Source organism: Microlunatus panaciterrae (genome assembly GCF_016907535.1).
Classification (GTDB): domain Bacteria; phylum Actinomycetota; class Actinomycetes; order Propionibacteriales; family Propionibacteriaceae; genus Microlunatus; species Microlunatus panaciterrae.
The window spans coordinates 913,151-938,654 of sequence record NZ_JAFBCF010000001.1; the positions used below are offsets into that span (position 1 = coordinate 913,151).

The 25,504-nt window shown below is 69.0% G+C and carries 23 protein-coding genes, 1 other RNA gene and 1 pseudogene; 16 read left to right on the forward strand and 9 right to left on the reverse strand.

What is annotated here, in order from left to right:
* Positions 1–59 precede the first annotated feature (59 nt).
* The 3 genes from JOE57_RS04020 (at position 60) to mgrA (ending at position 2,959) form a co-directional block, all read left to right on the forward strand.
* Positions 60–542: a hypothetical protein gene (locus JOE57_RS04020; RefSeq protein ID WP_204916509.1), complete on the forward strand. Its 483-nt coding sequence runs from the start codon at positions 60–62 to the stop codon at positions 540–542.
* A 95-nt stretch (positions 543–637) separates the two neighbouring features.
* Positions 638–1,879, forward strand: coding sequence for a D-inositol-3-phosphate glycosyltransferase (mshA, locus tag JOE57_RS04025; RefSeq protein ID WP_239578832.1), 1,242 nt, complete (start codon positions 638–640; stop codon positions 1,877–1,879).
* A gap of 87 nt (positions 1,880–1,966) precedes the next feature.
* Entirely contained in the window at positions 1,967–2,959 is a 993-nt protein-coding gene (gene mgrA, locus JOE57_RS04030; RefSeq protein ID WP_204916511.1) for an L-glyceraldehyde 3-phosphate reductase, read from the forward strand.
* On the opposite strand, the gene JOE57_RS04035 is transcribed toward mgrA, so the two are convergent.
* Positions 2,956–4,743 (reverse strand): glycoside hydrolase family 15 protein, encoded by a 1,788-nt coding sequence (locus JOE57_RS04035; protein ID WP_204916512.1) that lies wholly within the window; start codon positions 4,741–4,743, stop codon positions 2,956–2,958. The genes mgrA and JOE57_RS04035 overlap by 4 nt on opposite strands.
* Positions 4,744–4,913: 170 nt before the next feature.
* Here JOE57_RS04035 and JOE57_RS04040 point away from each other — a divergent pair, with 170 nt between their 5' ends.
* Positions 4,914–5,810: a DUF559 domain-containing protein gene (locus JOE57_RS04040; RefSeq protein WP_204916513.1), complete on the forward strand. Its 897-nt coding sequence runs from the start codon at positions 4,914–4,916 to the stop codon at positions 5,808–5,810.
* Positions 5,811–5,850: 40 nt separating this feature from the next.
* On the opposite strand, the gene JOE57_RS04045 is transcribed toward JOE57_RS04040, so the two are convergent.
* Positions 5,851–8,817: a bifunctional [glutamine synthetase] adenylyltransferase/[glutamine synthetase]-adenylyl-L-tyrosine phosphorylase gene (locus JOE57_RS04045; RefSeq protein WP_476703438.1), complete on the reverse strand. Its 2,967-nt coding sequence runs from the start codon at positions 8,815–8,817 to the stop codon at positions 5,851–5,853.
* 24 nt (positions 8,818–8,841) lie between these two features.
* Positions 8,842–9,684, reverse strand: coding sequence for an MBL fold metallo-hydrolase (locus JOE57_RS04050; protein WP_204916514.1), 843 nt, complete (start codon positions 9,682–9,684; stop codon positions 8,842–8,844).
* Positions 9,685–9,820: 136 nt separating this feature from the next.
* Here JOE57_RS04050 and JOE57_RS04055 point away from each other — a divergent pair, with 136 nt between their 5' ends.
* Positions 9,821–10,609, forward strand: coding sequence for a maleylpyruvate isomerase family mycothiol-dependent enzyme (locus JOE57_RS04055; protein WP_204916515.1), 789 nt, complete (start codon positions 9,821–9,823; stop codon positions 10,607–10,609).
* Between the two features lie 149 nt (positions 10,610–10,758).
* Here JOE57_RS04055 and JOE57_RS04060 read toward each other — a convergent pair whose 3' ends face one another.
* Both JOE57_RS04060 and JOE57_RS04065 read right to left on the reverse strand, forming a co-directional pair.
* Positions 10,759–11,640, reverse strand: coding sequence for a phytanoyl-CoA dioxygenase family protein (locus JOE57_RS04060; protein WP_204916516.1), 882 nt, complete (start codon positions 11,638–11,640; stop codon positions 10,759–10,761).
* Positions 11,641–11,698: 58 nt separating this feature from the next.
* Positions 11,699–13,036 carry a glutamine synthetase family protein gene (locus JOE57_RS04065; RefSeq protein ID WP_204916517.1) on the reverse strand — a complete coding sequence of 446 codons (1,338 nt, stop codon included), beginning with the start codon at positions 13,034–13,036 and terminating at the stop codon, positions 11,699–11,701.
* 127 nt (positions 13,037–13,163) lie between these two features.
* Here JOE57_RS04065 and JOE57_RS04070 point away from each other — a divergent pair, with 127 nt between their 5' ends.
* The 5 genes and pseudogenes from JOE57_RS04070 (at position 13,164) to JOE57_RS04090 (ending at position 17,450) form a co-directional block, all read left to right on the forward strand.
* The gene (locus JOE57_RS04070; RefSeq protein ID WP_204916518.1) at positions 13,164–14,921 is read left to right on the forward strand and encodes an NAD+ synthase; all 1,758 of its coding nucleotides are present in this window, start codon (positions 13,164–13,166) and stop codon (positions 14,919–14,921) included.
* 48 nt (positions 14,922–14,969) lie between these two features.
* A pseudogene (locus JOE57_RS19290) lies at positions 14,970–15,086 on the forward strand (DUF2510 domain-containing protein); the annotation flags it as partial.
* Positions 15,087–15,237: 151 nt separating this feature from the next.
* The gene (locus JOE57_RS04080) at positions 15,238–15,534 is read left to right on the forward strand and encodes a thiamine-binding protein (protein WP_204916519.1); all 297 of its coding nucleotides are present in this window, start codon (positions 15,238–15,240) and stop codon (positions 15,532–15,534) included.
* A gap of 20 nt (positions 15,535–15,554) precedes the next feature.
* Positions 15,555–16,499, forward strand: coding sequence for a DUF2510 domain-containing protein (locus JOE57_RS04085; RefSeq protein ID WP_204916520.1), 945 nt, complete (start codon positions 15,555–15,557; stop codon positions 16,497–16,499).
* A 15-nt stretch (positions 16,500–16,514) separates the two neighbouring features.
* On the forward strand, positions 16,515–17,450 hold the full coding sequence (locus tag JOE57_RS04090; protein WP_204916521.1) for a DUF2510 domain-containing protein: 936 nt from the start codon (positions 16,515–16,517) through the stop codon (positions 17,448–17,450).
* An 87-nt stretch (positions 17,451–17,537) separates the two neighbouring features.
* On the opposite strand, the gene JOE57_RS04095 is transcribed toward JOE57_RS04090, so the two are convergent.
* Complete coding sequence (locus tag JOE57_RS04095; protein WP_204916522.1) at positions 17,538–17,714, reverse strand: hypothetical protein; 177 nt, start codon at positions 17,712–17,714, stop codon at positions 17,538–17,540.
* Positions 17,715–17,838: 124 nt separating this feature from the next.
* Between JOE57_RS04095 and map the strand changes: the two genes are divergently transcribed.
* Both map and rnpB read left to right on the forward strand, forming a co-directional pair.
* Positions 17,839–18,654 (forward strand): type I methionyl aminopeptidase, encoded by an 816-nt coding sequence (map, locus tag JOE57_RS04100; RefSeq protein ID WP_204920204.1) that lies wholly within the window; start codon positions 17,839–17,841, stop codon positions 18,652–18,654.
* 115 nt (positions 18,655–18,769) lie between these two features.
* Positions 18,770–19,153, forward strand: an RNA gene (gene rnpB, locus JOE57_RS04105) — RNase P RNA component class A.
* Between the two features lie 12 nt (positions 19,154–19,165).
* Here the strand turns inward: rnpB and JOE57_RS04110 are convergent.
* Positions 19,166–19,534 (reverse strand): hypothetical protein, encoded by a 369-nt coding sequence (locus JOE57_RS04110; RefSeq protein ID WP_204916523.1) that lies wholly within the window; start codon positions 19,532–19,534, stop codon positions 19,166–19,168.
* A gap of 16 nt (positions 19,535–19,550) precedes the next feature.
* On the opposite strand from JOE57_RS04110, the gene JOE57_RS19125 reads away from it, so the two are divergent.
* From JOE57_RS19125 to JOE57_RS04125, 3 genes are read left to right on the forward strand one after another with little or no spacing between them, the layout of a single operon-like run.
* Positions 19,551–20,756, forward strand: coding sequence for a M15 family metallopeptidase (locus JOE57_RS19125; RefSeq protein ID WP_204916524.1), 1,206 nt, complete (start codon positions 19,551–19,553; stop codon positions 20,754–20,756).
* A 58-nt stretch (positions 20,757–20,814) separates the two neighbouring features.
* Positions 20,815–21,042 carry a hypothetical protein gene (locus JOE57_RS04120; RefSeq protein WP_204916525.1) on the forward strand — a complete coding sequence of 76 codons (228 nt, stop codon included), beginning with the start codon at positions 20,815–20,817 and terminating at the stop codon, positions 21,040–21,042.
* Between the two features lie 31 nt (positions 21,043–21,073).
* Positions 21,074–21,547: a hypothetical protein gene (locus JOE57_RS04125; protein ID WP_204916526.1), complete on the forward strand. Its 474-nt coding sequence runs from the start codon at positions 21,074–21,076 to the stop codon at positions 21,545–21,547.
* A gap of 21 nt (positions 21,548–21,568) precedes the next feature.
* Here the strand turns inward: JOE57_RS04125 and JOE57_RS04130 are convergent, their stop codons facing one another.
* A complete protein-coding gene (locus JOE57_RS04130; RefSeq protein ID WP_204916527.1) occupies positions 21,569–22,996 on the reverse strand; it encodes an RNB domain-containing ribonuclease in 1,428 nt (475 codons plus the stop codon).
* Between the two features lie 95 nt (positions 22,997–23,091).
* Positions 23,092–23,802, reverse strand: coding sequence for a zinc ribbon domain-containing protein (locus JOE57_RS04135; protein WP_239578833.1), 711 nt, complete (start codon positions 23,800–23,802; stop codon positions 23,092–23,094).
* A 341-nt stretch (positions 23,803–24,143) separates the two neighbouring features.
* Between JOE57_RS04135 and JOE57_RS04140 the strand changes: the two genes are divergently transcribed.
* Positions 24,144–25,433: a multidrug effflux MFS transporter gene (locus JOE57_RS04140; protein WP_204916528.1), complete on the forward strand. Its 1,290-nt coding sequence runs from the start codon at positions 24,144–24,146 to the stop codon at positions 25,431–25,433.
* Positions 25,434–25,504 lie beyond the last annotated feature (71 nt).

Sequence of the window (25,504 nt, forward strand, 5' to 3'; positions counted from 1 at the left end):
CAGGATTGGGCTCTGCGGCGCGGGGTACGTTGAGGGCCCACTGCCCTGAAAGGACCATCGTGTTCCAGACCTCGCCACTGGCGATCTACCTCAACGACCATCTGACCGGGGCGACCGGGGGCGTGGAGCTCAGCCGTCGGCTGACGCGCGGTGCGAAGGGCACCGCTCATGAGTCGACCCTGCAACGGCTGTCGATTGAGATCGCCGAGGACCGGGACACGCTGAAGCGCATCATGGCGGATCTCCAGGTGACGGCAGACCCGGTGCGGGAGCTGATCGGCTGGGCGGGCGAGAAGGTCGGCCGGCTGAAGCCGAACGGACACCTGATCACCCGGTCACCGCTGAGCACCCTGCTCGAGGTCGAGATGCTGCGGTTGGGGGTCGAGGGCAAGGTGTGCCTGTGGCGTTCGCTCACTGCGATCGCCGCTCAGCGGCCGGTTCTCGATGCCGCCGAGCTGGTCGGTCTCACCGACCGCGGCGAGAGCCAGAGCTCCGAGCTCGAGACGATCCGGGTGGAGCTGGCCAAGGAGCGGTTGATCTAGCTCTTCGACAGACGCAGAGTGCGGAGGGATAACGACCTGTCCCACTCTGCAGCCCACCTGCGGTTGGAAGGTCGCGGCGCGGCAGGATGGGACGCATGAGGTCAGCGGAGTACCCACGGCGGGTGGCCATGATCAGCATGCACACATCGCCGCTGGAGACGCCGGGGGTCGGCGATGCGGGCGGGCTCAACGTCTACGTGGCCGAGGTCGCGCGTCGACTGGGAGCACGCGGGGTCGAGATCGACGTGTTCACCCGCCGCACAGACCCGAACACACCCGACGAGGTCTCTCCGCACGAGAACGTCCGCGTCATCCAGCTCGCCGCCGGCCCCGCCAAGGCCATGTCCAAGGAGGACCTGCCACCGCTGGTCAACGAGTTCGCGGCCCGGCTCGATGCGCGCACCGAGGACTACGACCTGATCCACTCGCACTACTGGCTGTCCGGCCTGGCGGGGCTGGGGCTGGCGGCCCGCCGCGAGATTCCCCTGGTGCACACCATGCACACGATGGCGCGGGTGAAGAACGCCAGCCGTGCCGATGATCATCTGGTCGAGCCGGACGTCCGAGAGGAGGGCGAGGCCGCCATCGTCCGAGCGGCCGAGGTGCTGACCGCGAACACCCCGGACGAGGCGCTCGAGCTGCAGGAGCACTACGGCGCCCGCGAGGAGCAGCTGGCGATCGTGCCGCCCGGGGTCGACCTTGACCGGTTCCATCCCTGCAACCGATCACGCACCCGCGAGCAGCTCGGCATCGACCAAGATCATCAGGTGATCGTCTTCGTCGGCCGGATCCAGCCGCTCAAGGCCCCTGACGTGCTCATCCAGGCTGTCGGCGAACTGGTCCGTCGAGATCCGGAACGGCGTCACAGGTTGCGGTTGATGATCATCGGCAGCCCCAGCGGCCCGGAGTCCTCCTGGGCCGACACCCTTCCAGGTCTGGTCGGGTCGCTGGGTCTGGACGGCATCGTCGAGTTCCGACCGCACTCACCTCGCGACCAGCTGTTCCGCTGGTACTGCGCCTCCGATGTGGTCGGAGTGCCGTCCTACAACGAGTCGTTCGGGCTGGTGGCGCTGGAGGCACAGGCGTGCGGGCGGCCGGTGGTCGCGACCGACGTCGGCGGGCTGAGGCACGCTGTCGATGACGAGAGCACCGGACTGCTCGTACACGGACACGACCCGGAGCGTTGGGCCGACGCCCTGTCCAGGATCCTGGACGACCCTGAGCTGGCGGTCGAACTCGGCCGCAACGCAGCCACCCACGCCGCCCGGTTCAGCTGGGACAACTCCGCCAAGGCCACCCTCGACGCCTACCACAGCGCCCGGCTGGCCGTCTCCTGACATCGGTCGTCCGCTAGCGTGGGCCCTGAACTTCGCCAGACCCCAGATCATGAACCGCCGACCCCCACTCGATCCCCGAGGAGCCCGATGACCTACGTCGCCGCCGACGACCGCTATGACGCCATGCCCTACCGCCGGGTCGGCACCAGCGGGCTGAAACTGCCCGCGGTGTCCCTCGGCCTCTGGCACAACTTCGGCAGCGAGAAGCCGTTCGAGGACCAGGGGGCCATCCTCCGCAGGGCCTTCGACCTTGGCGTGACGCATTTCGACCTGGCCAACAACTATGGTCCGCCGCCGGGCGAGGCGGAGCTGAACTTCGGTGAGCACCTGGCGCGCGACCTCAAGCCGTACCGCGACGAGATGATCATCTCGACCAAGGCCGGATACCTGATGTGGCCGGGCCCGTACGGGGAATGGGGGTCGCGGAAGTATCTCCTCTCCAGCCTGGACCAGAGTCTGAAGCGGATGGGCGTCGACTACGTCGACATCTTCTACTCGCACCGCCCCGACCCGGACACCCCGATGGCCGAGACGATGGGGGCACTGCACTCCGCAGTGGAACAGGGCAAGGCCCTCTACGTCGGTATCTCCAGCTATTCACCGGAGCAGACCCGGGAGGCTGCCGAAATCCTCGCCCAGCTGGGGACCCCGCTGCTGATCCACCAGCCGTCGTACTCGATGTTCAACCGCTGGGTCGAGGACGGGCTGCTCGACACCCTGGACCAGTTGGGTGCCGGCTCGATCGCGTTCTCCCCGTTGGCGCAGGGTCTGCTGACCAGCCGCTACCTGAACGGCATCCCGGCCGACTCGCGGGCGGCCGGCAACAGCCCCTTCCTCAGCGGCGAGCGGATCACCGAGGAGGTCCTGGGCAAGGTCCGGCCGTTGAACGCGATCGCCGAGCGGCGCGGTCAGACGCTCGCCCAGATGGCCATCGCCTGGGTGCTCCGCGGCGGACGCGTCACCTCGGCACTGGTCGGCGCCAGCAGCGTTCGCCAGCTCGAGGACAGTGTCGCGGCCACCCACAACCTGGAGTTCAGCGACGACGAGCTCGCGGAGATCGAGCAGTACGCCAAGGCCTAACGTTCCCGGCCGGTGCCGGCCAGGGCATCGGCGGCCCGGACCAGGGCCAGGTGGGACAGCGCCTGTGGGGTGTTGCCCGCCTGGCGCCGGGCCTTGACGTCGTACTCCTCCGACAGCAGGCCGACATCGTTGGCGAAGCCGACCAGCCGGTCCATCAGTTCGGTGGCATCGTCCACCCGGTCGGTCCGGGCGTACTGCTCCACCAGCCAGAACGAGCACGCCAGGAACGGGTGCTCCCCCGGCGGCAGCCCGTCCACGTTGTGCTCGGTCCGGTAGCGCAGCAACAGACCGTCCTGCAGCAGCTCCTCCTCGAGAGCCTTGACCGTGCCGAGCATCCGCTCGGAGTCGGGCGCACAGAACCCGACCTGGGGTAGCTGCAGCAGCGACGCGTCGACCCCCGTACTGCCGTAGTACTGGGTGTAGCAGCCGCGGGCACTGTCGAAACCCCTCTGCTCGATCTCCTGCCGCAGCTCGTCTCGGAGTCTGGCCCAGCGGTCGGCGGGTCCCGGAAAGCCGTGCTCCTGGACGGCCCGGACGCCACGGTCCAGGGCTGCCCAGGTCATCACCCGCGAGTGCACGAAGTGCTGCTCCTGGCCGCGGATCTCCCAGATGCCCGAGTCGCGGCGATGCAGGTTGTTCTCCACGTAGCCGAGCAGGGCCCGCTGGAGTGGCCAGGAGAACTCCCCCTCCTCGATCCCGGAGCGGCGGGCCGAGTCCAGCGCCACCATCACCTCCCCCACCACGTCGGCCTGAAACTGGTCGACCGCGCCGTTGCCGACGCGTACCGGGCGGGCGCCCTGGTAGCCGGGCAACCAGGTCAGCTCCCGTTCGGGCAGCAGCCGTTCGCCGGCCACGCCGTACATGATCTGGATGTCCTGCGGATCGCCGGCGATGGCCCGCAACAGCCAGGAGCGCCAGTTGAGCGCCTCGGTCCGGTAGCCGTGCGACAGCAGAGCCTCGAGCGTGAGAGCAGCGTCGCGCAGCCAGCTGTAGCGGTAGTCCCAGTTGCGGGAGCCGCCGAACTGCTCGGGCAGCGAGGTGGTGGCGGCGGCGACGATCCCGCCGGTGTCCTCGTGGGTCAGTGCCCGCAGCACCAGCAGGGACCGGACCACCTCGGCCTCGTAGGGCCCCGGGCAATCGGAGTTGGCTGCCCAGGCCTGCCACCACTCGCGGGTGGCCCAGATCCCGGCGTCCACGTCCGGCAGCTCCGGCACCTCGCGATACGACGGGTACCACATCAGGGACAGGTCCACCTGCTCGCCTTCCGAGACCTCGAACACCCCTCGGTGCACGTGGTCGGTGGCCCTCGGCAGCTGGCCGCCGCGCAGTACCAGGGCATTGGGGCCGGCCGCCGCGATCAGGCACTCCCGCCCCTGAGCGTCATGGCTGCGACGGACCCACGGCAGCGAGGTGGAGTAGTCGAACCGCATCACCAGCTCCTGGCAGAGCTCGACGGTGCCGGCGACACCGGTCACCCGCCGAACGATCTCGGCCTTGCGGTCGTGCAACGGCATGACGTCGGTGACCGTGACGACACCGGTCGACGTCTCCCACACCGTCTCCAGGATGAACGTGTCCGGGTGGTAGTGGCGGTGGCTCGTCGCCATCTCGTCGGTCGGCGCCAACAGCCACCGGCCGTGCTCGGGCCCTCCCAGCAGGGCGCCGAAGATGGACGGGGAGTCGAACCGCGGCAGGCAGAGCCAGTCGATGCTGCCGTCGCGACCGACCAAGGCCGCCGTGTGGCAGTCTCCGATCAGCGCGTAGTCCTCGATGGGTAGGGGCACCTGTCCATCTTGCCTGACCTTCACCCTGAAACCCCGGATCCGGTTGCTGCCGCGCGGAGCACTTCCCGCCTGCGGGCTTCCCTCGTGACGCATCCACATCCGCGATCTCAGGTTTCCACAGCAACACTGCTCGACCGCTCGATCCGCCGCGCCATCCGCAACCTTCCGGTATGAAGGCAGAGATCGCCCGAGTCCTGACGCTCCAGGGCGGGGTGCTCGCGCGCCGCGAGCATCCCGAGTTGGCACGGCAGCTGGACTGGCTCGTCCGTCGCGGCGAGCTGGCCCACATCCTGCCCGGGGTCTACGTGCTGCCCGAGCTGCGGCAGGACGCACTGGTGCGGATCAGAGCAGCCATGGAATGGGTGCCGGAGGGAGTGCTCACCGGCCGAGCCGCCGCCAAGGTGAGCTTCTGGGAGGAGCTGCGGGTAGAGAGCGTCACGATGGCCGTGCGCAGTGGCCGGGCGAGCCGACCGGGGTTCCAGCTGTCCCGTCGGACGATCCCGGCCGAACAGGTCCGTCGGCGGCTCAGGTTGTGCTTCACGGCACCCGCGCTGACTGCCGTCGACCTGGCAGCCGACCTTGGCGGTGACGCGATCGACCGGGTGCTCCGCACCGGCTTCGCCACCCTCGAAGACCTGCAGCGGGCGATGGCCCAGTCCCCGGGTCGGCCGGGAAACAAGGACCGCCGCACGCTCCTGCTGGACTCGCGGGACCGCCCCTGGTCGGCGGCGGAGCGTCGGACCCATCGGCTTCTCCGCGCTGCCGGCATCACCGGCTGGCAGGCGAACTTCTGGGTCGAGCTCCCCGACGGCGGCGTCTTCCTCGATGTCGCCTTCGTCCGGGCGAGAGTGGCGCTCGAGGTCGACGGTTGGGAGTTCCATGGCCGGATCAAGGCCGACTTCGAGCGGACCTGGCGTCGGCACAATGCTCTGGTCGCCGCCGGCTGGCGGGTGTTGCACATCACCTGGCAGCAGCTCGTCGACGAGCCGGACTGGGTGATCGCCCGGATCCGCGACGTGCTCGACTCTGAAAATCCGGATCCGAACACGAGCGGGCGGCTGGGCTGAGCGTGCTGTCGGCCTCAGTGACGCAACTGGATCCAGGTTCTCAAGGCCGCTGCCCCCAGAACACGCGATCGACCACCGTTCGCGCACGCCTGGTCACCCGTCGGTAGTCGGCCAGCAGATGGGAGGCCTCGCCCGGTCCGTAGCCCATCAGCTCGGCCACCGCGGCCAGCTCTCTGCTGTCGGTCGGGAACGAGTCGGAACCGCGACCGCGCACCAGCATCACCTGGTTGCGGATCCGGCTGGCCATCATCCAGGCGGTCTCCAGCACGGCGGCATCCGCAGCCTCGATCACGCCGGCCTCGCGGGCCGCGCGGAGCGCGACGATGGTGCTGGTGGACCGCATCGCGGGGATCTGCCAGGCGTGCTGCAGCTGGAGCAGCTGCACGGTCCATTCGACGTCGGCCAGGCCACCCGGTCCCAGCTTGGTGTGCTTGGCCGGGTCTGCGCCCCTCGGCAGCCGCTCCGCCTCGACTCGTGCCTTCAGCTTCCTGATCTCGGTCAGCTGGGGCTGGGTCAGGCCACCCTCCGGCCAGCGCCGGGTGTTGATCTCGGCCATCAGGGCCTCACCCACTCCCCGATCACCGGCGAGCGCGTCGGCTCGCACCAACGCCTGCATCTCCCAGGTCGACGACCAGCGCTCGTAGTAGGCGCGATAGGCCGCCAGGGACCGGACCAGTGCACCACCCTTGCCTTCTGGCCGGAGGTCGATGTCGATACTGAGCACGGGGTCAGCCCCCGGCTTGGTCAGCAGCTTGCGCAGCTCGGTGATCACCGCAGCCGCCACCTTCGTGCGATCGCCGTCGGCCTCGCTGAAGTCCTCCATCACGAACATGGCGTCGGCGTCGGAGGCGTAGGACATCTCCCGACCGCCCCACCGACCCATCGCAATCACAGCCATCGCCGGCACCGGCTGCGTCTCGGACGCCGACCGCGCGACCTCGAGGGCGACGTGGATGGTCGCCGACGCCAGATCGGTCAGAGCGTCGCCGACGGTCAGCACGTCGTTGAGGTCCAGCAGATCCCCCGCGGCCACCCGGAACAGCTCGCGGCGACGGATGGCGCGGATCGCCTCGACCGCCGACACCGGGTCCTGCTGCCGCTTGGCTGCGGCCGACATCTCCGTGACCAGCTGCTCCAGGCTGCGGGGTGCGAGCTCGCTGTCGTTGACCAGCATCTGCACCGTCTGCGGCGCCCGGGTGAGCAGCTGGACCGCATAGCGGCTGGAGGCCAGGATCCGGGCCAGCCGCTCGGCCATCAGCCCTTCGTCGCGGAGGGCTCGCAGATACCAGGGGGTGGTGCCGAGCGCCTCCGAGACCTGCCGGAAGGCCAGCAGACCATGATCGGGATTGGGTGCGTCGGCGAACCAGCCGAGCATCGCCGGCAGCAGCTGGCGGCGGATCTCGGCCTGCCTGGTGACGCCCTGACTGAGCGCGGCAATGTGGCGCAGCGCGGCCTGCGGGTCCATATAGCCCAGCGCCCGCAGCCGGTCCAGGGCAGCGTCGGTGGTCAGCCGCAGCTCCGACGACGAGATCCGGGCGACGGCCTCGAGCAACGGGGAGTAGAACAACCGCTCGTGCAGCCGCCGAACCCGGTGCGCGCAGGAGCGCCAGGTGTTGAGCAGCTCGGTGACCGGGTCGGGGTAGCCCAGGGACCGGCCGATCCGGCGAAGGTCAGCTTCGGTCTCCGGCAGCACGTGGGTGCGCCGCAGCCGGTACAGCTGGATGCGATGCTCCAGGGTGCGCAGCAGCCGGTACGCCAACCCGAAGGCCTTGCCGTCTTCGCGCCCCACATAGCCCAGGTCGACCAGCGCCCTGAGACCGGTGAGAGTGCCGGAGCGGCGCAGGCGCTCGTCGACCCGGCCATGAACGAGCTGCAGCAGCTGTACCGAGAACTCGACGTCGCGCAGACCTCCCTGACCAAGCTTCAGCTCGCGGTCCGCGTCACGTGCCGGGATGTGGGCGACCACCCGCTTGCGCATCGCCTGGGTGTCGGCCACGAAGTTCTCCCGCTCGGCCACCGACCACACCAGCGGGCTGATCATGTCGACGAACGCTTGCCCCAGCTCAAGATCGCCTGCGCTCGGGCGCGCCTTCAGCATCGCCTGGAACTCCCAGGTCTTCGCCCACTTGTGGTAGTACGTCTGGTGGCTGGACAGCGTACGGACCAGCTGCCCGGCCTTCCCCTCCGGCCGCAGCGCCGCGTCGACCTGCCAGATCGTGCCGGCGGCGGTGTGAGCCGAGCAGACGCGGCTGGCCTCGGCTGCCAGTCGGGTGGCGATGGAGATGGCCTCGTCGGTGCTCGCCAACGGCGCACCCGCCGGGTCCAGAGCCGGCTCGCCGACGAACAGCACGTCGACATCGCTGACGTAGTTGAGCTCCTGGGCGCCACACTTGCCGAGGCCGATGACAGCCAGCCGGCACCGCTGTGCATCCGGTCCGAGCTTGCCGCGGGCGATTGCGACCGCCGCCTCCAGGGTGGCATCGGCCAGGTCCGACAGCTCGGCGGCGATGTCGTCCATGATCTCGATCGGCTCCGGGGCGCACACGTCACGGGTCGCGATTCGCAGCAGCGCCGCACGATAGGCCACCCGCAGGCTGTCTCCGGTCCGCTCCACCGCAGCGGGCATCGACTCGGTCGGGTCGGCCCCGACGGCGCGCAACAGCTCGGCCCGCAGAGCCGAGCCGGTGGTTCTTTCCACCGGGTCCTCGAGGTGGGTCAGATGGTCGGGGTGCGCCACCAGATGCTGCAGCAGGGCAACGCTCGTCCCGAGCACAGCAATCAGCTGGCGGGCCAGCACCGGGTTTCCGCAGAGCCGTTCCCACAGGTCGGGAACGTGATCTCGCAGCCGGTCGAGCCCGGCCAGGGCATGGTCCGGGTCGGCCGACTCGATCACCAGCTCGAGCAGTGGTGCAGCGTCCTCGGGCCAGTCGGTGACGATCCGCAGCGCAGCAGCGGAGTCCGAGAACCCCCGCCGAGCCAGGTTCCCCTGAGTGGTCTGCAGTCTCACAGCGACGATGCTACGGGGCCCCGGCTAGCGTCCGATCGCCCGACGGGGCCGGTCGGCAGCCACCACCGCCATCATCGGGCCGGCCGACCGTCGCGGCGAGGCCCCGGTCAACACTGCCGACACGTCCACAGCGAGACCGGGACGAGCCAGCTCAGCTCGGCTGATTCCCCGTTCGGCCACCGCTGCCAGGGCCTCCTCCGTACGCTGACCGGGCAGCAGGTGGGTGAGCAGGGTGAGCCCGGCGTCCGCCTCACCGCTGTCATGAGCGACCTGGCTGGCCGTTGACAGGTAGCGCGCATCCTCGGCCGGTACCTCGCGCGGATAGCTCGCCTCGGCCAGCAGCACGTCGGCGTGCTTAGCCAGCGCCACCCGGTCCGAGCAGGGGCCCGAGTCGCCCGTATAGGCCAGCACGTCGTCGTCTGCCGTGAGTCGAAGGCCGAGGTTCGGTACGTGATGCGGCAGCGTGACCGTCTCCAGCTCGAACGGCCCGACCCGCACCGACGACCCGTCCTTGAGCACACTGACCTCACACCCCCGGCGGACCGAGCGGACCTGGTCGAGGTCGAGCACCCGGTCCAGTGCTTTGGCGGGAGCGAACACCGGAAGCGTCGCGGCCGGGGGTTCGGCACCACCTCCGAGCACGCGCGCTCGCAGCAGCGGGCTCAGGTCGGCGCAATGGTCCGGATGGCCGTGGCTGACGAAGACGGCGTCCACGTGCGTCGCGGGCATGATGTGCAGCAGCTCCGCCAGCACGCCGTAACCGGGGTCGATGAGCAGCGTGAAGCCGCCCTGCTCGACGAGATAACCGCTGCAAGCCTGGTCGGCGGTCGGCCAGCCGCCACAGCCGCCGAGAACCGTGAGTTTCACCTGTGCCCCTTAGGACCCGTGCAGCAGACACCTGCACGGAAGACATCGTGTCCCCCCGGTGGTCAGATCATAGCCCGGCAACGCTTCCGGTGCTCTCTCGTCTCAGCCGGCCTGGCTGCTGATAGCGTCCCGGACCATGGCGACGCGCAGGGTGACTCCGGCGGAGGCGTTGATCGAGCAGGCCCAGGTGGTGCGCGAGTGGCTGGCCGAGCTCTCCGTTGAGGAGTTCGACAGACCGAGTGTGCTTCCGGACTGGGAAATCCGTACGCTCACCGGACACCTGCTGCTGGTGGTGGACGGCTTCCGTCGGCTGCTGGAGACACCGACGCGGGAGCGGCCAGTGCCGATGCACGAGTGGGTACGCCGTTACCGCCGGGACGTGGACCAGATCAACGCCTCAACCAGAGACCGCACCGGCGACCACTCCGGAGACGTCCTGGTGGGCCGGCTGGCCTCGGCTATCGGTGGCCTGGCCGAGCGGCTGTCGGCGGCCCCGCTGCCGAAGACCCTGCAGACTCCGAGAGGCCCCGCTGCCCTGAGCGACTTCCTGGCGACGCGGACAGTCGAGCTGGTGGTGCATGCCGACGACCTGTCCCGGTCCTTGCCCCAGCGGACCGCCATCGAGCTGAAGCGGCCGGCCCTGTCCAATTGCTGTCGGACCCTCGCCACGATCCTGGCCGACGCTCATCCGGGCCGTTCGATCGAGGTCCGGGTGCCCCCGTTCGCCGCCGTGCAGTGCGGCCTCGGCGACCCCGGGCCCACCCACACCCGCGGGACTCCGCCGAACGTCATCGAGACCGATCCGCTCACGTTCGTCAGGCTGGCCACCGGACGGCAGGCCTGGGCCGAGGCACGGGCAGCCGGTCTGGTGTCCGCCAGTGGGCTCCGGGCTGACCTCTCCGGTGCCCTCCCTTTGCTCAGTTGACCCAGGACCAACGGGCGCCGCCCGCCGCGCGCTGAGCCTGTCGAAGAGCAGCTGTCAACCGCCCTTCGACAAGCTCAGGGCACGGGAACAAGCTCAGGGCACGGGAACAAGCTCAGGGCACGGGAACAAGCTTAGGGAGCGGAAGCAGGTCAGGGCCAGAGGAGGGGGCAGATGGCCGGGTCGGAGTAGTCGGGGTCCCCGTCGACGGTACGCCGGACGAGGGAGTCCAGGCCATGCCGGGCCATGGTGCTGTCGGGCAGTCGATGGTGCCGGAACCGGTTGGGGGCGTCCTGCAGGTGGACTGCGATCGCTCGACGCGGCTCGCCGCTGGTGTTCGTACCGGAACCATGGATGGTCCGGCAGTGGTGGAAGCTGACCCCGCCGCGAGGCACCAACGCCTCGGAGACATGGGTCTCCCGGTCGGCGGCCAGCCTGGTCAGCGACCCGAGGTCGGGGTCCCAGAAATCTCCGGTGACGTCATCCCACAGGTGCGAGCCGTCGACGAACATGACCGGGCCGTGCTCGGAGCGCACCTCGTGGAAGGGCACCCAGGCCGTGAGCATCGAGGCCGACGAGGCGCTCTGCCAGTACTGCCGGTCGGTGTGCCAGCCGACATGTGGCCGGACATCCGCTGGTGTCGCCTGTGCGGTGGTGGTCGGCTTGTAGAGCAGTTGGTCGTGCCAGAGCCGGATGCCGTCGGCACCCGTCAGCCGCGCTGCCACAGCGCCGATGACGCGACTCATCGTCACGCCACGCAGCTCGCGCACCAGCAGGCTCGCATGATCGTTCTTGCGCAGGACATCGCCGTCGCTCGGCTGCCAGCCGACGTGGGTTCGGCCGTCCGGCAGCGGCTGGTCGAACTCGCCCCGGTAGATCCGAGCGGCGCCGCGGAGAGCATCCTCCAGCACCGCCTCATCGAGGATCGGGGGCGACACCCACCATCCCTTGGTGCGGAAATGCTCGATGTCGGCGCTGCCGGGCATCAACTGCTCCACAACGTCGTCCTCCTCGACCGGCCGATCCACGCTCATGCGGAAGACGTTAGCTCGTCGCCTCCCCGGGTCGCCTGCCGACAGGCGCAACTCCCCGTCAGAGCACCGGCAGCATGGTCTGCAGCTCGATCGGGGTCACCTGCCGCCGGTACGTCTCGAACTCGGCCCGCTTGTTGCGCAGGAAGAAGTCGTAGACATGCTCGCCGAGCGTCTCGGCGACCAGCTCGGAGTTCTCCATCGCCCGGACCGCCTCGTCCAGGTTGCGCGGCAGTGGGGAGATGCCGAGGGCCTGACGCTCCCGCTCGGTCAGCGACCAGACATCGTCCTCCGCACCCTCGGGCAGCTCGTACTCTCCCTCGATACCGGCCAGACCGGCAGCCAGCATCAGGGCGAAGGCAAGGTACGGGTTCGCCGCCGAGTCGATCGACCGCAGCTCGACCCGGGCGGAGGCACCCTTGTTGGGCTTGTACATGGGGACCCGCACCAGCGCGGAGCGGTTGTTGCGGCCCCAACAGACATAGCTGGGCGCCTCCCCACCACCGGCCAGCCGCTTGTACGAGTTCACCCACTGGTTCGTCACTGCGGTGATCTCGCAGGCATGGCGCAGCAGGCCGGCGATGAAATAGCGCGCCACCTTCGACAGGTGGTTCTCGGCGCTGGCGTCGTAGAAGGCGTTGTTGTCGCCCTCGAACAGCGAGACGTGGGTGTGCATGCCGGACCCCGGGTGCTCGGTGAATGGCTTCGGCATGAACGATGCGTGGATGCCCTGCGACAGCGCGACCTCCTTGACCACCACCCGGAAGGTCATGATGTTGTCCGCCATCGAGAGCGCGTCGGCGTAGCGCAGGTCGATCTCCTGCTGTCCGGGGCCTCCTTCGTGGTGGGAGAACTCGACCGAGATCCCCATCTGCTCGAGCATCGTGATCGCTCGCCGCCGGAAGTCGCTGCCCAGGCTCTGCGGGGTGTGGTCGAAGTAGCCCGAGTGGTCCACCGGCACCGGCGGCACGCTGGGGTCGACCGGGTTCTTGAACAGGAAGAACTCCACCTCGGGGTGGGTGTAGAAGGTGAAGCCAAGATCAGCGGCCTTCTTCAGGGCCCGCTTCAGCACGTACCGCGGGTCGGCATACGAGGGCGAGCCGTCGGGCATGGTGATGTCGCAGAACATCCGCGCCGTCGCCGGCTTCTGGTCACGCCAGGGCAGCACCTGAAAGGTGGACGGGTCCGGGCTGGCGACCATGTCGGACTCGTAGACCCGGGCGAAGCCCTCGATGGCCGACCCGTCGAATCCGATGCCCTCGGTGAAGGCGCCCTCCAGCTCGGCTGGGGCGATGGCGACCGACTTCAAGAACCCCAGGACATCGGTGAACCACAGCCGGACGAACCGGACGTCCCGTTCCTCGATGGCCCGCAACACGAACTCGGTCTGCTTGTCCATGGGCAAAGTCTGCCCCGGATCGTGTAACAGCGACGTTACAGATGCCGCCGGTCTCACGGCGCGTCGCCGCGACTCGTCCGGTGCAGGGTCGGGCGCTGATCAACAGGCCCTGGTTTAGGCTCGGACCGTGCCTCAACTTCGGATCGCCCTGGCCCAGCTCAACAACCATGTGGGCGATATCTCCGCCAATGCTGATCTTGTTGTCGAATGGTGTCGTCGCGCCGACGAGGCAGGTGCCGACCTGGTGCTGCTGCCGGAGATGGTGCTGACCGGCTACCCGGTCGAGGACCTCGCGCTCCGGCAGAGCTTCGTCGCCGCATCCCGGCTGTCGGTGGAGCGGCTCGCCTCCCGGCTGGAGGCGGCGGGGCTCGGGGACCTGACGGCGGTGGTCGGCTATCTGGACCGGACCGACGAGACGCATTCGCTCAAGAGCGGCGCCGCCAAGCCGCAGAACAAGGCCGCGGTGCTGCACAAGGGCACGGTCGTCTGCTCCTACGCGAAGCACCACCTGCCCAACTACGGGGTGTTCGACGAGTACCGCTACTTCCGGCCGGGCAACGAACTGCATGTGGTGCGCGTCCGCGGCGTCGATGTCGGGGTCGTCATCTGTGAGGACCTCTGGCAGGACGGCGGCCCGGTGGCGGCCGCCGGGGAGGCCGGTGTCGGGCTGCTGGCGGTGGTCAACGCCTCCCCGTACGAACGGAACAAGGACGACTTCCGTGGCGAGCTGGTGGCGCGCCGGGCTCGGGAGGCCGGTGCGACGCTCGCCTACGTGAACCTGGTGGGCGGCCAGGATGAGCTGGTCTTCGACGGCGACTCGATCATCAGCGACAGCCGCGGAACGATCATCGCCCGGGGTCCGCAGTTCGCCGAGGACCTGCTCGTTGCGGACCTGGAGCTGCCGGCCGGCCTCGAGGTGCCGCCCGGCAGCGACGGCACCGGCCCGAGCGGCATGATCATCAGCCACCACGTGCTGAGCACCACCGCCGCGCCGGAGCGTGCACCGATCGAGCCGAAGGTGACCGAGCGCCTCTCCGACCTGGGTGAGGTCTATGCCGCACTGGTGCTGGGGCTCGGCGACTATTGCCGCAAGAACGGGATCCAGCGGGTCTATCTCGGGCTGTCGGGCGGCATCGACTCCACCCTGACGGCCGCCATCGCCTGTGACGCGATCGGCGCCGACAACGTCTACGGCCTGTCCAACCCGAGCGCCTACTCCTCAGAGCACTCCAAGAGCGACGCAGCCGAGCTGGCCGAGAGGACCGGGCTGCACTTCAGCACGGTGCCGATCGCACCGATCGTGGACGCCTTCCACCAGGGCCTCGACATCGACGGGATCGCCGCAGAGAACCTGCAGGCGCGGATCCGGGGCGTCATCTGGATGGCCGAGTCCAACCAGCACGGTCCGTCGATCGTGCTCGCCTGCGGCAACAAGAGCGAGCTCGCAGTCGGATACAGCACCATCTACGGCGATGCGGTGGGAGGCTACGCCCCGCTCAAGGACGTGTCCAAGACGTACGTCTGGAAGCTGGCCGCCTGGCGCAATGAGGAGGCTGTCCGCCGTGGCGAGACGCCGCCGATACCCGAGAACACGATCAGCAAGGAGCCCAGCGCGGAGCTCCGACCCGGCCAGAAGGACACCGACTCGTTGCCGCCGTACGAGATCCTGGACGCGATCCTGGACGACTATGTCGAGGGCGACAAGGGACGGGCCGATCTGGTCGCCCAGGGCTTCGACCCCGATCTGGTGGACAGGGTGATGCGGATGGTGGACCGAGCCGAGTACAAGCGACGCCAGTACCCGCCGGGCACCAAGATCTCCTTCAAGGCCTTCGGCCGCGATCGTCGGCTCCCGATCACGAACGGTTGGCGCGAAGGGAGATAGTCGATCGTGGCTGCTGGCGGCTGGTAGCCCGAATCCGATGGCACGCCGGGCCGGTACCGCTACTGGGACGGAGCGGGTTGGTCCGAGCAGACCACCGACGATCCGCGTCGACCGGCACCCAAAGTCGCCGGCGGCTCGCCCGTACCGAGTCGCCGTCGAAGATGATCATCACCGGACTGCTGATCATGATCATCGGCGTCCTGGTGAGCGTCGGAACGCTGGTGACCGACCCACCTCCGGACCTACGGGTCGGCTGAGGGGCGCCGGCTGCGGGGCCGGCTGACCCGGGCCCGAACCGAGGGGCCAGACTGGGAGCATGCTGGTTGCCTTCAGTATCTCCCCAGGGTCAGCCGACGAGGACGGGTCGGTGTCGGAGGCGGTGGCCGCGGCGATCCGAGTCGTCCGCGAGTCCGGACTGCCCAACGAGACGAATGCGATGTTCACCAACATCGAGGGCGAGTGGGACGAGGTGATGGCGGTGATCAAGCGCGCCGTCGATGTCGTCGCAGCCCGATCAAACCGCGTCTCGCTGGTGCTCAAGGCCGACATTCGGCCAGGATTCACCGGCCAACTCGCCGCCAAGGTGGCACGGATAGACGAGCACCTCGGCTGATCAGCGGTTAACCTTGCCGAATGTCGATGCCCGGGTGGTACCCCGACCCTGCCGGACAACCAGGCCGCTTCCGCTACTGGGACGGCCAGGGCTGGAGTGCCCAGACCACCGACAACCCTCAAGGTCCGCCACCGGCCGGGCAGGTCGGCGCAGCGGGACCAGCGAGTGGACGGAAGAGCGCCAAAGGCTGGGTGATCGGTGTCGCGGCACTGCTGCTGGTGATGGTCATCGTCATCGGAGTCTTCGCCGCGAACGCCTTGCTCGGACCGCGGGGCGGCCAGACCGTGGGGACGCCCTCCGCGACCAGGTCGGGCTGGGACGACAGCAGCCCGACCCAGACGCCCAGCGCCACGCCCACGCCTTCACCGACGCCCACGCCTTCACCGACGCCGTCGGGGACACCCAGCAGCTCCGGGTCGCAGGCCCCGCCGGTCGCGTGTCCACAGGGCGACCCCTCGTTCCGCAACACGCATCCCAACGACGGGCGCATCCACGGCGGCGGCCTCTCGTTCGCCAAGATCCCCGGCTTCACCGACGGCACCAGTGCGTCCGGCATCTCCTGGGCCTATGACGTCGGCGCCCAGCAGAAGAGCATCTCGGCGAACTGGATCTCGCTCTTCGCGGTCGGGACACTGCGGATCGCGGACGGGTTCACCGACCCCCAGCAGGGCGCCGAGGCAGTGATGCAGTGCATGGCCTCCTCCGGCTTCTACCGGGGGTTCTCGTCCAGGACGGACCTCTCGTCGCGTGCGGTCACGGTGGCTGGTAAGAAGGGGTTCGCCATCCGCTCCGAGATCCGGGTCGACGACCCGACCGTGGATCTGGAGGGAGATGTGGTGGAGGTCGTGGTCGTCGACGTGGGAAGTCCGGAGGCGCTCGGCATGTTCCTCGGTGCCGTCCCGATCGGCGACGCGAAGCTGATCAAGCAGCTGGACCGGACCGTCGCAGACCTCAAGGCGTCCTGACCTAGTCTTGGCGCCATGTCCGTTCCCGGCTGGTACCCCGATCCCGGCGGCGCACCCGGCAGGTTCCGCTACTGGGACGGCTACACCTGGTCGTCGCAGACCACGGCAGATCCGCGGATGTCGCCACCTGCCGAGGGCCCGGGCCTCCCTGCTTCGGGTTCCCGCCAGCAGAAGGGCCGAAGCTACCTCGGCGTCGTCCTGGTTGCGGTCGCCGGGCTGGTGGTGCTGGCGCTGATCGTTCTGCTTGCCGCCAACGTCTACGGGAACCGGTCCACCGTCGGCGGACCGTATCCCAGCTCCACCGTGTCCGGTTGGGATGACAGCAGCCCGACCCACTCGCCGACCCCACCGCCCAGCCTTTCGCCCAGCACACCGCCGCCCAGCGCCCCTACTCCCAGCAACTCGACGGCACCCCTGCAGGACTGTCCAAGTGGCGATCCCTATGCCCGAGCCGACCATCCGAGCGACGGTCGGGTCCACGGCGGCGGACTGTCGTTCCGGCCGGTGCCGGGCTGGGACCCGCCACACGTGGAGAGCGGGATCAGCTGGGGCTACGACCTGCAGGGCCAGCGGCTCACCACCGAGCCCGGATGGTTCGCACTGCTCGCCGTCGGTGAGCTGCACCGGTCGGACGGGTTCCGTCAGCCGCAGCAGGCTGCCGTCGCCGTCACCTCCTGCGCTGTCACGTCCGGCTTCTATGCCCAGCTGAGCGGCTCGCGCCAGCTCTGGTCCAAGGCGGTGACCGTCGACGGCAAGCGGGGCTGGTCGATCCGGACCGAGGTGTACGTCGACCGGCCGGAGCTGAGTGTGCCGGGCGATGTGCTGCAGGTGGTGGTCGTGGACCTCGGCGACCCGGACTCGTTGGCACTGTTCATCGGTGCCGTCTCGATCGGCGACAAGGCACGGATCGGCATCCTCAACCGCTGCCTTGCCGACCTGAAGACCCCATAGCGCTATCGCGACGATCGACAGCTGGTGCAGAGCAGCCATCGGGCCGACTGAGATCGCTCGCCAGGCCCGGCTGCCGACTGGCGGCGGTCAGTCCTTCCAGTTGGGGTCGTTGTCCCATTCTTCGTTGCGTTCGGCCACTTTCTCCAAGGCGTGAGCCGCGTCCTCCCGCGTCGGGTACGGACCCAGCCGCGAACTCGACTTGCATGCCTCGTACGGCTCGACCGTCTTGTGGTCGAGACAGTAGTACCAGTCCCCTGCAGCCATGGCTCCTCCTCGTCGACGTCGAGACCGAGGCTACTCCGGCGTCGGTGGGCGGCTCGGGAGGTGGGCCGCTGCACGCACGTAGGATCGTCGCGTGACAGCGATCCAACCCGCCGCCATCTCCCCGATGCGTACCGTGCCCGCCCAGATCCGCCGACCCGAGTACGTCGGAAGGCGGGCGCCGACGCCCTATCAGGGCAGTCATGTGCAGTCCGCCGAGACGATCGAGAAGATGCGGGTCGCCGGCCGGATCGCGGCGCAGGCGATGCGGGCTGCGGCAGCGGCGATCGCGCCCGGGGTGACCACCGACGAGCTGGACCGGGTCGGGCACGAGTTCCTGCTCGATCATGGCGCCTACCCCTCGACGCTGGGCTATCGCGGCTTCCCGAAGTCGCTCTGCACCTCGGTGAACGAGGTGATCTGTCACGGCATCCCCGATGCCCGTCCGCTCGAGGACGGCGACCTGGTCAAGATCGACCTGACGGCCTTCGTCGACGGCGTCCACGGTGACAACTGCGCCACGTACTTCTGCGGCGACGTCGATACCGAGTCGCGACTGCTCACCGAACGGACCGAAGAGGCGTTGAACCGGGCGATCAAGGCGGTCCGGCCGGGGCGGCAGGTGAACGTCATCGGCCGGGTGATCGAGAGCTACGCCCGGCGGTTCGGCTACGGGGTGGTCCGGGACTACACCGGCCACGGCGTGCACAGCGCCTTCCACTCCGGGCTGGTCATCCCCCACTACGACGAGCCGGCCTACGACACGGTGATGGTGCCCGGGATGACGTTCACCATCGAACCGATGATCACGCTGGGCACGCACGACTGGGTGATCTGGGATGACGACTGGACGGTGCTCACCGCGGATGGCAGCCGCACAGCCCAGTTCGAGCACACCCTGGTCGTCACCGACACCGGCGCCGAGGTGCTGACGCTTCCCTGAAAACCTGGATCCAGTTGCGCCAACCGTGAGCTGGCCCTGCGGCGAATCCACCAGCGGCCCATCCAGATCCAGGTTTTCAGAGTTGGGGCGGCCAACGGCTAGGCTGGGCGGCGGACGAGTCGGTCAGGCGGTCGCGGCACCTGCAACGGTGCCGAGGAAAGTCCGGACTCCACAGAGCACGGTGGTGGGTAACGCCCACCCGGGGTGACCCGCGGGACAGTGCCACAGAAAGCAGACCGCCTCCGGCGACGGAGGTAAGGGTGAAACGGTGGTGTAAGAGACCACCAGCACCTCAGGCGACTGGGGTGGCTCGGTAAACCCCACCCGGAGCAAGATCAAGAGGGTGCGCTTCGGCGCACCTGCGGGAACGTCCGAGGGCTGCTCGCCCGAGTTCCCGGGTAGATCGCACCAGGCAGCTGGCAACAGCTGTCGCAGATGGATGATCGCCGGTCACCGCTCGCGGTGATCACAGAATCCGGCTTATCGACCGACTCGTCCGCCACACCTGTTGTCAATCATTTACCAAACGCACCCGGCAAGCCCTTCCCCCACTGGACACGATGTGTTTGGGTTGGACGGTGAAACCGCTCCGCAGCGCCGTTGTCGCCGCCACCTTCCTGGCTCTGGCGCTGCCCAGCGCCGTCGCGAGTGCCGACGAGACCGGCACGCCGACCCCCAGCCCGACCGGGTCTGCTCCTCGATCACCGGGCGTGACCACCCCCGCACCCAGCACCAGCACGGCCAGCGCCACCAGCACCAGCGCGCGCAGCACGGGCACACCGAGTGCCACCACCCGCGCCACCCCGAGCACCGCCACCAGCAGCCGCCCGAGCACCGTCAGCCCGTCGCCGAGCCCGACCACCGCCAGTCCCAGCGTCACTGTCCAGCGGCAGCTCGTGCAGCAGTCGACGGTGGAGGAGGCGGCGGCGGAGAGCGTCACCCTCAAGATCACCGCGGGCGGCACCCCGCAGCCCGGCAAGTTCTTCTCCGACATCGGCTACTTCGACATCTCCGGCACCGTGTCCAGCGGCAAGGCCGGCGAGCGGGTGGAGATCTACTGGTACCGCGTCGCGAGCAAGGAGTGGCGACGCTCGCTGGTGCTGACCACCACCGATGGGGGTGCCTTCAGCGGCAGGCAGCTCGTTGGTCACTGGGAGCTCGGACTGCGGTTCCGCGCCACCTTGGGCGGCAACCCGGCAGCCAGCGAGGTGGTCAGCAGCAACGAGGTCAAGGTGGATGTCCGCATCTCCTACGTCCGGCTCAACCCGATCGCCAACGTCGACGCCCTGAAGAGCCGTCGGGTCACCGGCTACGTCTACCCGGCTCGGCCCGGAGTCAGCATCCACATCGATCTCAAGGGCGCTGACGGCTACAGGTTGCTGATGCGGGCCACCACCGATGCGGCCGGCACCTTCTCGGCCACCTTCACCCAGGGGACCGGCGAGCTGAGGTCCTACCGCCTCCGGTCAGGCTACGTCGCCACCAACCGCGGCGGCGACGTCGTGAGCCCGAGTCGGAGCTTCAGGCGGGTCGCCGCCCTGAACGCGGTCGTCACCCGCACCACGGCGGCGGAGGTCGCCAAGACCTACCGGTCGGGCTGCCCGGTCGGACCCTCGAAGCTCAGCACCATCACCATGAACTACTACGGGATGAGCGATCAGCGGATGCACCGCGGCGTGCTGATCATCAGGTCGAGCCTGACCGACGAGGTGATCCGCGGCTTCGCCCAGGCGCTGGCCCATCGCTACCCGGTCCGCAAGATGAACAACCCCAATGTGTACGGCGGCAACGACCCGGTGCAGATGGAGGCCAACAACACCAGCGGCTTCAACTGCCGCAAGGTGGTCGGCAACCCGTATGCGCAGTCGCCGCATTCCTACGGCATCGCCATCGACGTCAACACGGTGCAGAACCCCTACCGGGACGTGAACGGCCGGTGGTGGCCCAAGAACGGCCGCAGCTACGTCGACCGTTCTCCTCGGCGGTACGGGATGCTGGTGTACGACAGCTACCTGACCCGGCAGCTGCGCAAGGACGACTTCTTCTGGGGTGGCCTGTGGAGCCCGGGACGCGACTACCAGCACTTCCAGTACGACCGATGATCCGACGGCTGGGCCGACCCGTCGCATCAGTTGCCGCGGTGCTGTGTCTGCTGGCATCGTGCTCGACCACCCAGACCACGACCCCGCAGCCCTCCACCACAGCGTCTGCAGCCTCCTCGCCGCCAGGCCCGTCACCCTCGGGCTCGTCGGCGTCGGGCGCCACACCGGCAGCCTCGGCCAGCTCGGCCGGGCCGACGGCCACCGAGCCGACCACCACGAACACGCTGCCACCGCCCCCTCCGCCGACCAAGGCGGCGCCCTCGACCGCGGGCAGGCTGACGGCTAGATCCCTGCCGATCCCGCGCGGCTGGCGGACCGTGGCCCGGAAGGGCGGCTCCGAGGAGGGCTATCAGGGCAACGGCACCTGGGTGCATGCCCGCGACGCGCGTTACGCCGCCCGTGACGCGATCACGATCGGCTGCACCGAAGTCACGCGCGACGACTACACCGACCCGTCCCGGGCCCTCGAGGGCAGCTACGTCGACTCCGACGGGAAGCCTGGGGTGGGCCTGGTGATGCAGTTCGGCCGCGCCGCGGAGGCTCAGGCGTACTTCGACCTCTACCTGAAGCAGGTGCGCGCCTGCACCCGCGCGGACGGCCCGGTGGTGGCGACCGTCGTGCCGTCGGCGCTCGGCCTGATCGACCGGAGGACCTACCCCGGGGAGGACGAGTGGACCGAGATGGGACGGGTCCAGGGTGACCGGCTGGTCCTGGTCATCCTGACCGACCACGGCCACAAGATCACCAAGGCGCAGGCCGAGGCGGTGTTGAGGCAGATCGGCGGCCGTTGACCCTCCCGCCGCCGGGACCGCTCAGGCCAGTTCGAACAGCACAGAGTTCCGACCGACCTCGGCAGACGTCAGCCGGGCGGAGACCTCCTGGCCGAGCGGAAGGTGGTCACCGGTGATCTTGGCCTCGACAGCGGGCTCGCGGAGCATGATCTGACCCATCTTCCTGTCCTGCGCGACGTCGACAATCGTCGCCTCGAACAGCTCGCCGACCCGGTCGCGCAGCAGGAACACCTCGACCAGGTCGATCACAGCCCGCTCATAGGCGCCCGCCAACCGGCCGGACTCGGCCATCTCGTCCGGCAGCGTGTCCAGAGATCGGAGCACCCACGCCGGCACCGGCTGGTCAGCGCAGAGCGCGACACACACCTCGCCCGCGTAACGGTCCACCAGCCGCCGCAGCGGAGCCGTGCAGTGGGCGTACTCGATCGCCAGCGCGGCATGTTCGACGTCGGTCGGGATGCCGCCCGAGAAGGCGCGGTAGCCGGCACCTCGGAACAGCCGGGTGCAGGCGTTGATCATCGCCGCGTGCGCGGGCAGGCTCGGGTCGAGGCTGCGGACGAACTCGGGATAGTCCAGCTCGGCCGGCCAGCTGATCCGGAGCGCCTTCGCGGTCTGCCGCAGCTGACGCAGGGCGCCGTGATCGGCTGGCGGCAGCGTCCGCAGGATCCCGATCTGCCCGTACATCATGATGTGCGCCGCCGCCATGCCGGTCAGCAGCGACAGCTGCGCGTTCCAGCCCTCCACCGGTAGCGGGGTCCTGAACTCTAGCCGCCAGTGATCATCATCGGTGACCACCTGCTGCTCGGGGATGTTCAGGCTGACGCCGCCGCGGTCACGTTCGCGCTGCTCGCGCCACTGCCCGATCTCCCTGAGCAACTGCAGCGACTCGGACGCCTCACCGCCGTCCAGCTGCGCCTGGACCTGCTCATAGCTCAGCTGCTCCCGGCTGCGTACGACCGCCCGGACGACTTCGGCGTCTCGCATCTTGCCGTGATGATCAAGCCGGATGGTCCACAGCAGGGCCGGGCGATGCTGGCCGGGCAGCAGACTCGCCGCCCCCTCCGACAGCACCGGCGGATGCAGCGGGATGCGGTGGTCGGGCCCGTACAAGGTCTGGCCGCGCCGGTGTGCCTCGGTGTCGATCGGGTCGCCAGCGGCGACGAAGGCGGCGACGTCGGCGATCGCGTAGGACACGACGTAACCGTCGCCGTCCCGGCCCAGGTGCAGGGCCTGGTCGAGATCCTTGGACCCCTCCGGGTCGATGGTGACCAGCTCCAGGTCGGTCCGGTCCAGATCCGGCAACCGCGGCGACCGGGCGGCCGACTCGGCTGCGGCCAGCACCTCGGGGGGAAACTCCCCCGGTACGCTCAGCTCCCTGTCGATGGCCCGCAGGCCGTCGACCAACGCAGCCGGGATCGCGGCGCGAACGTGGACCTTGCGAGCGGGCATGACGTTCCTTCTGCTCGGTGCAGCCGCCATTGGCGCCGCGTGCGAATGCCTGAGGGGAGCCTACAAGCCGCGCGAGGCCCGGTCCTGGTGGGTGCTCACAGTCCCGACTCTGCCGTCCGGACCAGGATGCGGCCACACTCCTCGCAGCGCAGCACCTCGTCCTCGGCGGCGGCCGCGAACTCCCGCAGCTCGGCGGCATTGATCTCCAGCCGGCAGCCGGTGCAGCGACGCTGCCGCAGCTCCGCGGCACCCACACCGCCGTGGGTACTGCGGATCTTGTCGTACAGGGTGATCAGGTCCGGGTTGACCTGAGGCGCCAGATCGTCCCGCTCGACCTGTCGTTCGGCGGCGTCCGCGTCCAGCTCGGCCAGCTGCTGGTCCCGTTTCGCCTGCAGCTCGGCCAAGCGCCCGTCCAGAGCGGCGACCTCACCACGCAGCTGGGCTGCGGAGGCGTTCGCACTGTCCAGCTGCTCCATCAACTCCAGCTCGGCGTCCTCGAGATCGGAGATCCGGCGGGTGAGATGCTCGACCTCCTCGATCAGCCCTGCCAGCGCCTTCGGGTCGGCGACCGTGCCGTCCGCGATCCGGTGCTCGTCGCGAAGCAAGCGATCGCGTACCGGCTGCAGGTCGGCCTCGGCCTTCTCCTGCTCACGTTCCAGGTCGGAGACGATGGTCTCGGCAGCAACCAGGGACTCGGCGCGCTGGTTCCGCTCGTTCTGAAGCTCGGCAATCAGGGCGTGCTCCGGAAGGGTCCGGCGGCGATGCTGGAGCTGGTTGAGCGCAGTGTCGACGGCCTGCAGATCCAAGAGTCGAAGTTGAACTGCTTTGTCCGCTTTGATGGCGAGCCTCCTGGGCGAGATCGGCGTCTGTCCTGCAAACTCTAGGGGGTCGGGCCAGCAGGGCAAGCGGCTGTGCCGGTCGCCTTCACCACGACACGGATGAAACGTCTCATCAAAGGCTTGGCGAATCGGGAATGCATCCGCAACAATAAAGGTTGTCAGCGTAAGTAGCGGGCGACCCGAGCAGTGTGGTTGCCGCACCCGCTTTCCTTCATCTTCGGCCCTTGGGCCTCCGCTCCACCCCGGTTCACGACGATGTGCACGGGCGCCTCTCCTTTCCGTTCGCCTGCTTCTTCATGAGGACCCCCATGACCAGCGTCGCTGATCCCGCCGTCCAGACCGACCAGCTCCACCTCACCGCCCCGGTTGTCGCCCCGAGGGCTCTCAGCGACACCTTCGTCGGGAGCAAGTACGTCCAGCTGGTGCTCGTGCTGGGGCTGCTGAGCGCCATCGGCCCGCTCACCGTGGACATGTACCTGCCGGCCCTGCCGGAGCTCACCACCCAGCTGCACGCCACCGATGCCCAGGCCCAGACCACCATCACCGGTCTGCTGATCGGGCTCGGTCTCGGTCAGCTGGTCATCGGCCCCCTGTCGGACGCCGTCGGTCGACGGAAGCCGCTGCTGATGGGTCTCGCCGGCCACGGCCTGATGTCCGTGCTCTGCGCGATCGCCCCGAGCATCACCATGCTGACCGTGACCCGCAGCCTGCAGGGTGTCGCCGGCGCGGCCGTAGCGGTGGTCGCCATGGCCATCGTCCGCGACCTGTTCACCGGCATCAGGGCGGCCCAGCTGCTGTCCCGGCTGGTTCTGGTGATGGGCGTCGCACCGATCCTGGCTCCCTCGCTCGGCAGCGCCCTGCTGAAGGTCACCTCCTGGCACGGCATCTTCATCGTGCTGGCGGCGGCTGCAGCATTGCTGCTGGCGCTGGCCTTCTTCGCCCTGCCGGAGACGCTGCCCAGCTGGCGGCGGCGGTCGGCCCGACCGGTCGAGTCGCTGAAGGCGTATGCCTCGATGTTCTCCGACAAGATGTTCGTGGTGATGGTGGTGGTCGCGGGTCTGATGTTCGCGACGATCTTCGCCTACGTCTCGGGCTCACCGTTCATCCTGCAGCACCTGTACGGGCTGAACCCGCAGCAGTTCGGGCTGGCGTTCGGCGGCAACGCTTTCGGCATGATCGTCGCCACCCAGATCAACCCGGTCCTGGTGCAGCGCTTCGGGCCCGTCAAGGTGCTCACCGCCGCAGTCGTGGGCTCGGCGCTGATGGCGCTGACCCTGGTCCTGACCACCTCCACGGGCTTCGGCGGGATGGCCGGTTTCATGGTCCCGCTGTGGTTCCTGGTCGCCCTCGCCGGGCTGTCCTTCCCGAACGCTCCTGCCATCGCGCTCAACCGGCATGGCGAGGCGGCCGGGACGGCGGCGGCCCTGCTGGGGTCGGCACAGTTCCTGATCGGCGGCCTCACCGCGCCGCTGGTCGGCGTACTGGACAACGGCACCCCGGTGCCGATGGCGGGCATCATGCTCGCCACCACCGGCATCTCGGCGGTGCTGCTGCTGGCCACCCGGCGCCGGCTGAGCGCCTTCTCCTTCGACGACTGACCGGGGCCCTGGTCGTCGGCGTCGGTTTCCCAAGTCGACTTGGGAAACTGTCACATGACGCCGCAAATTTG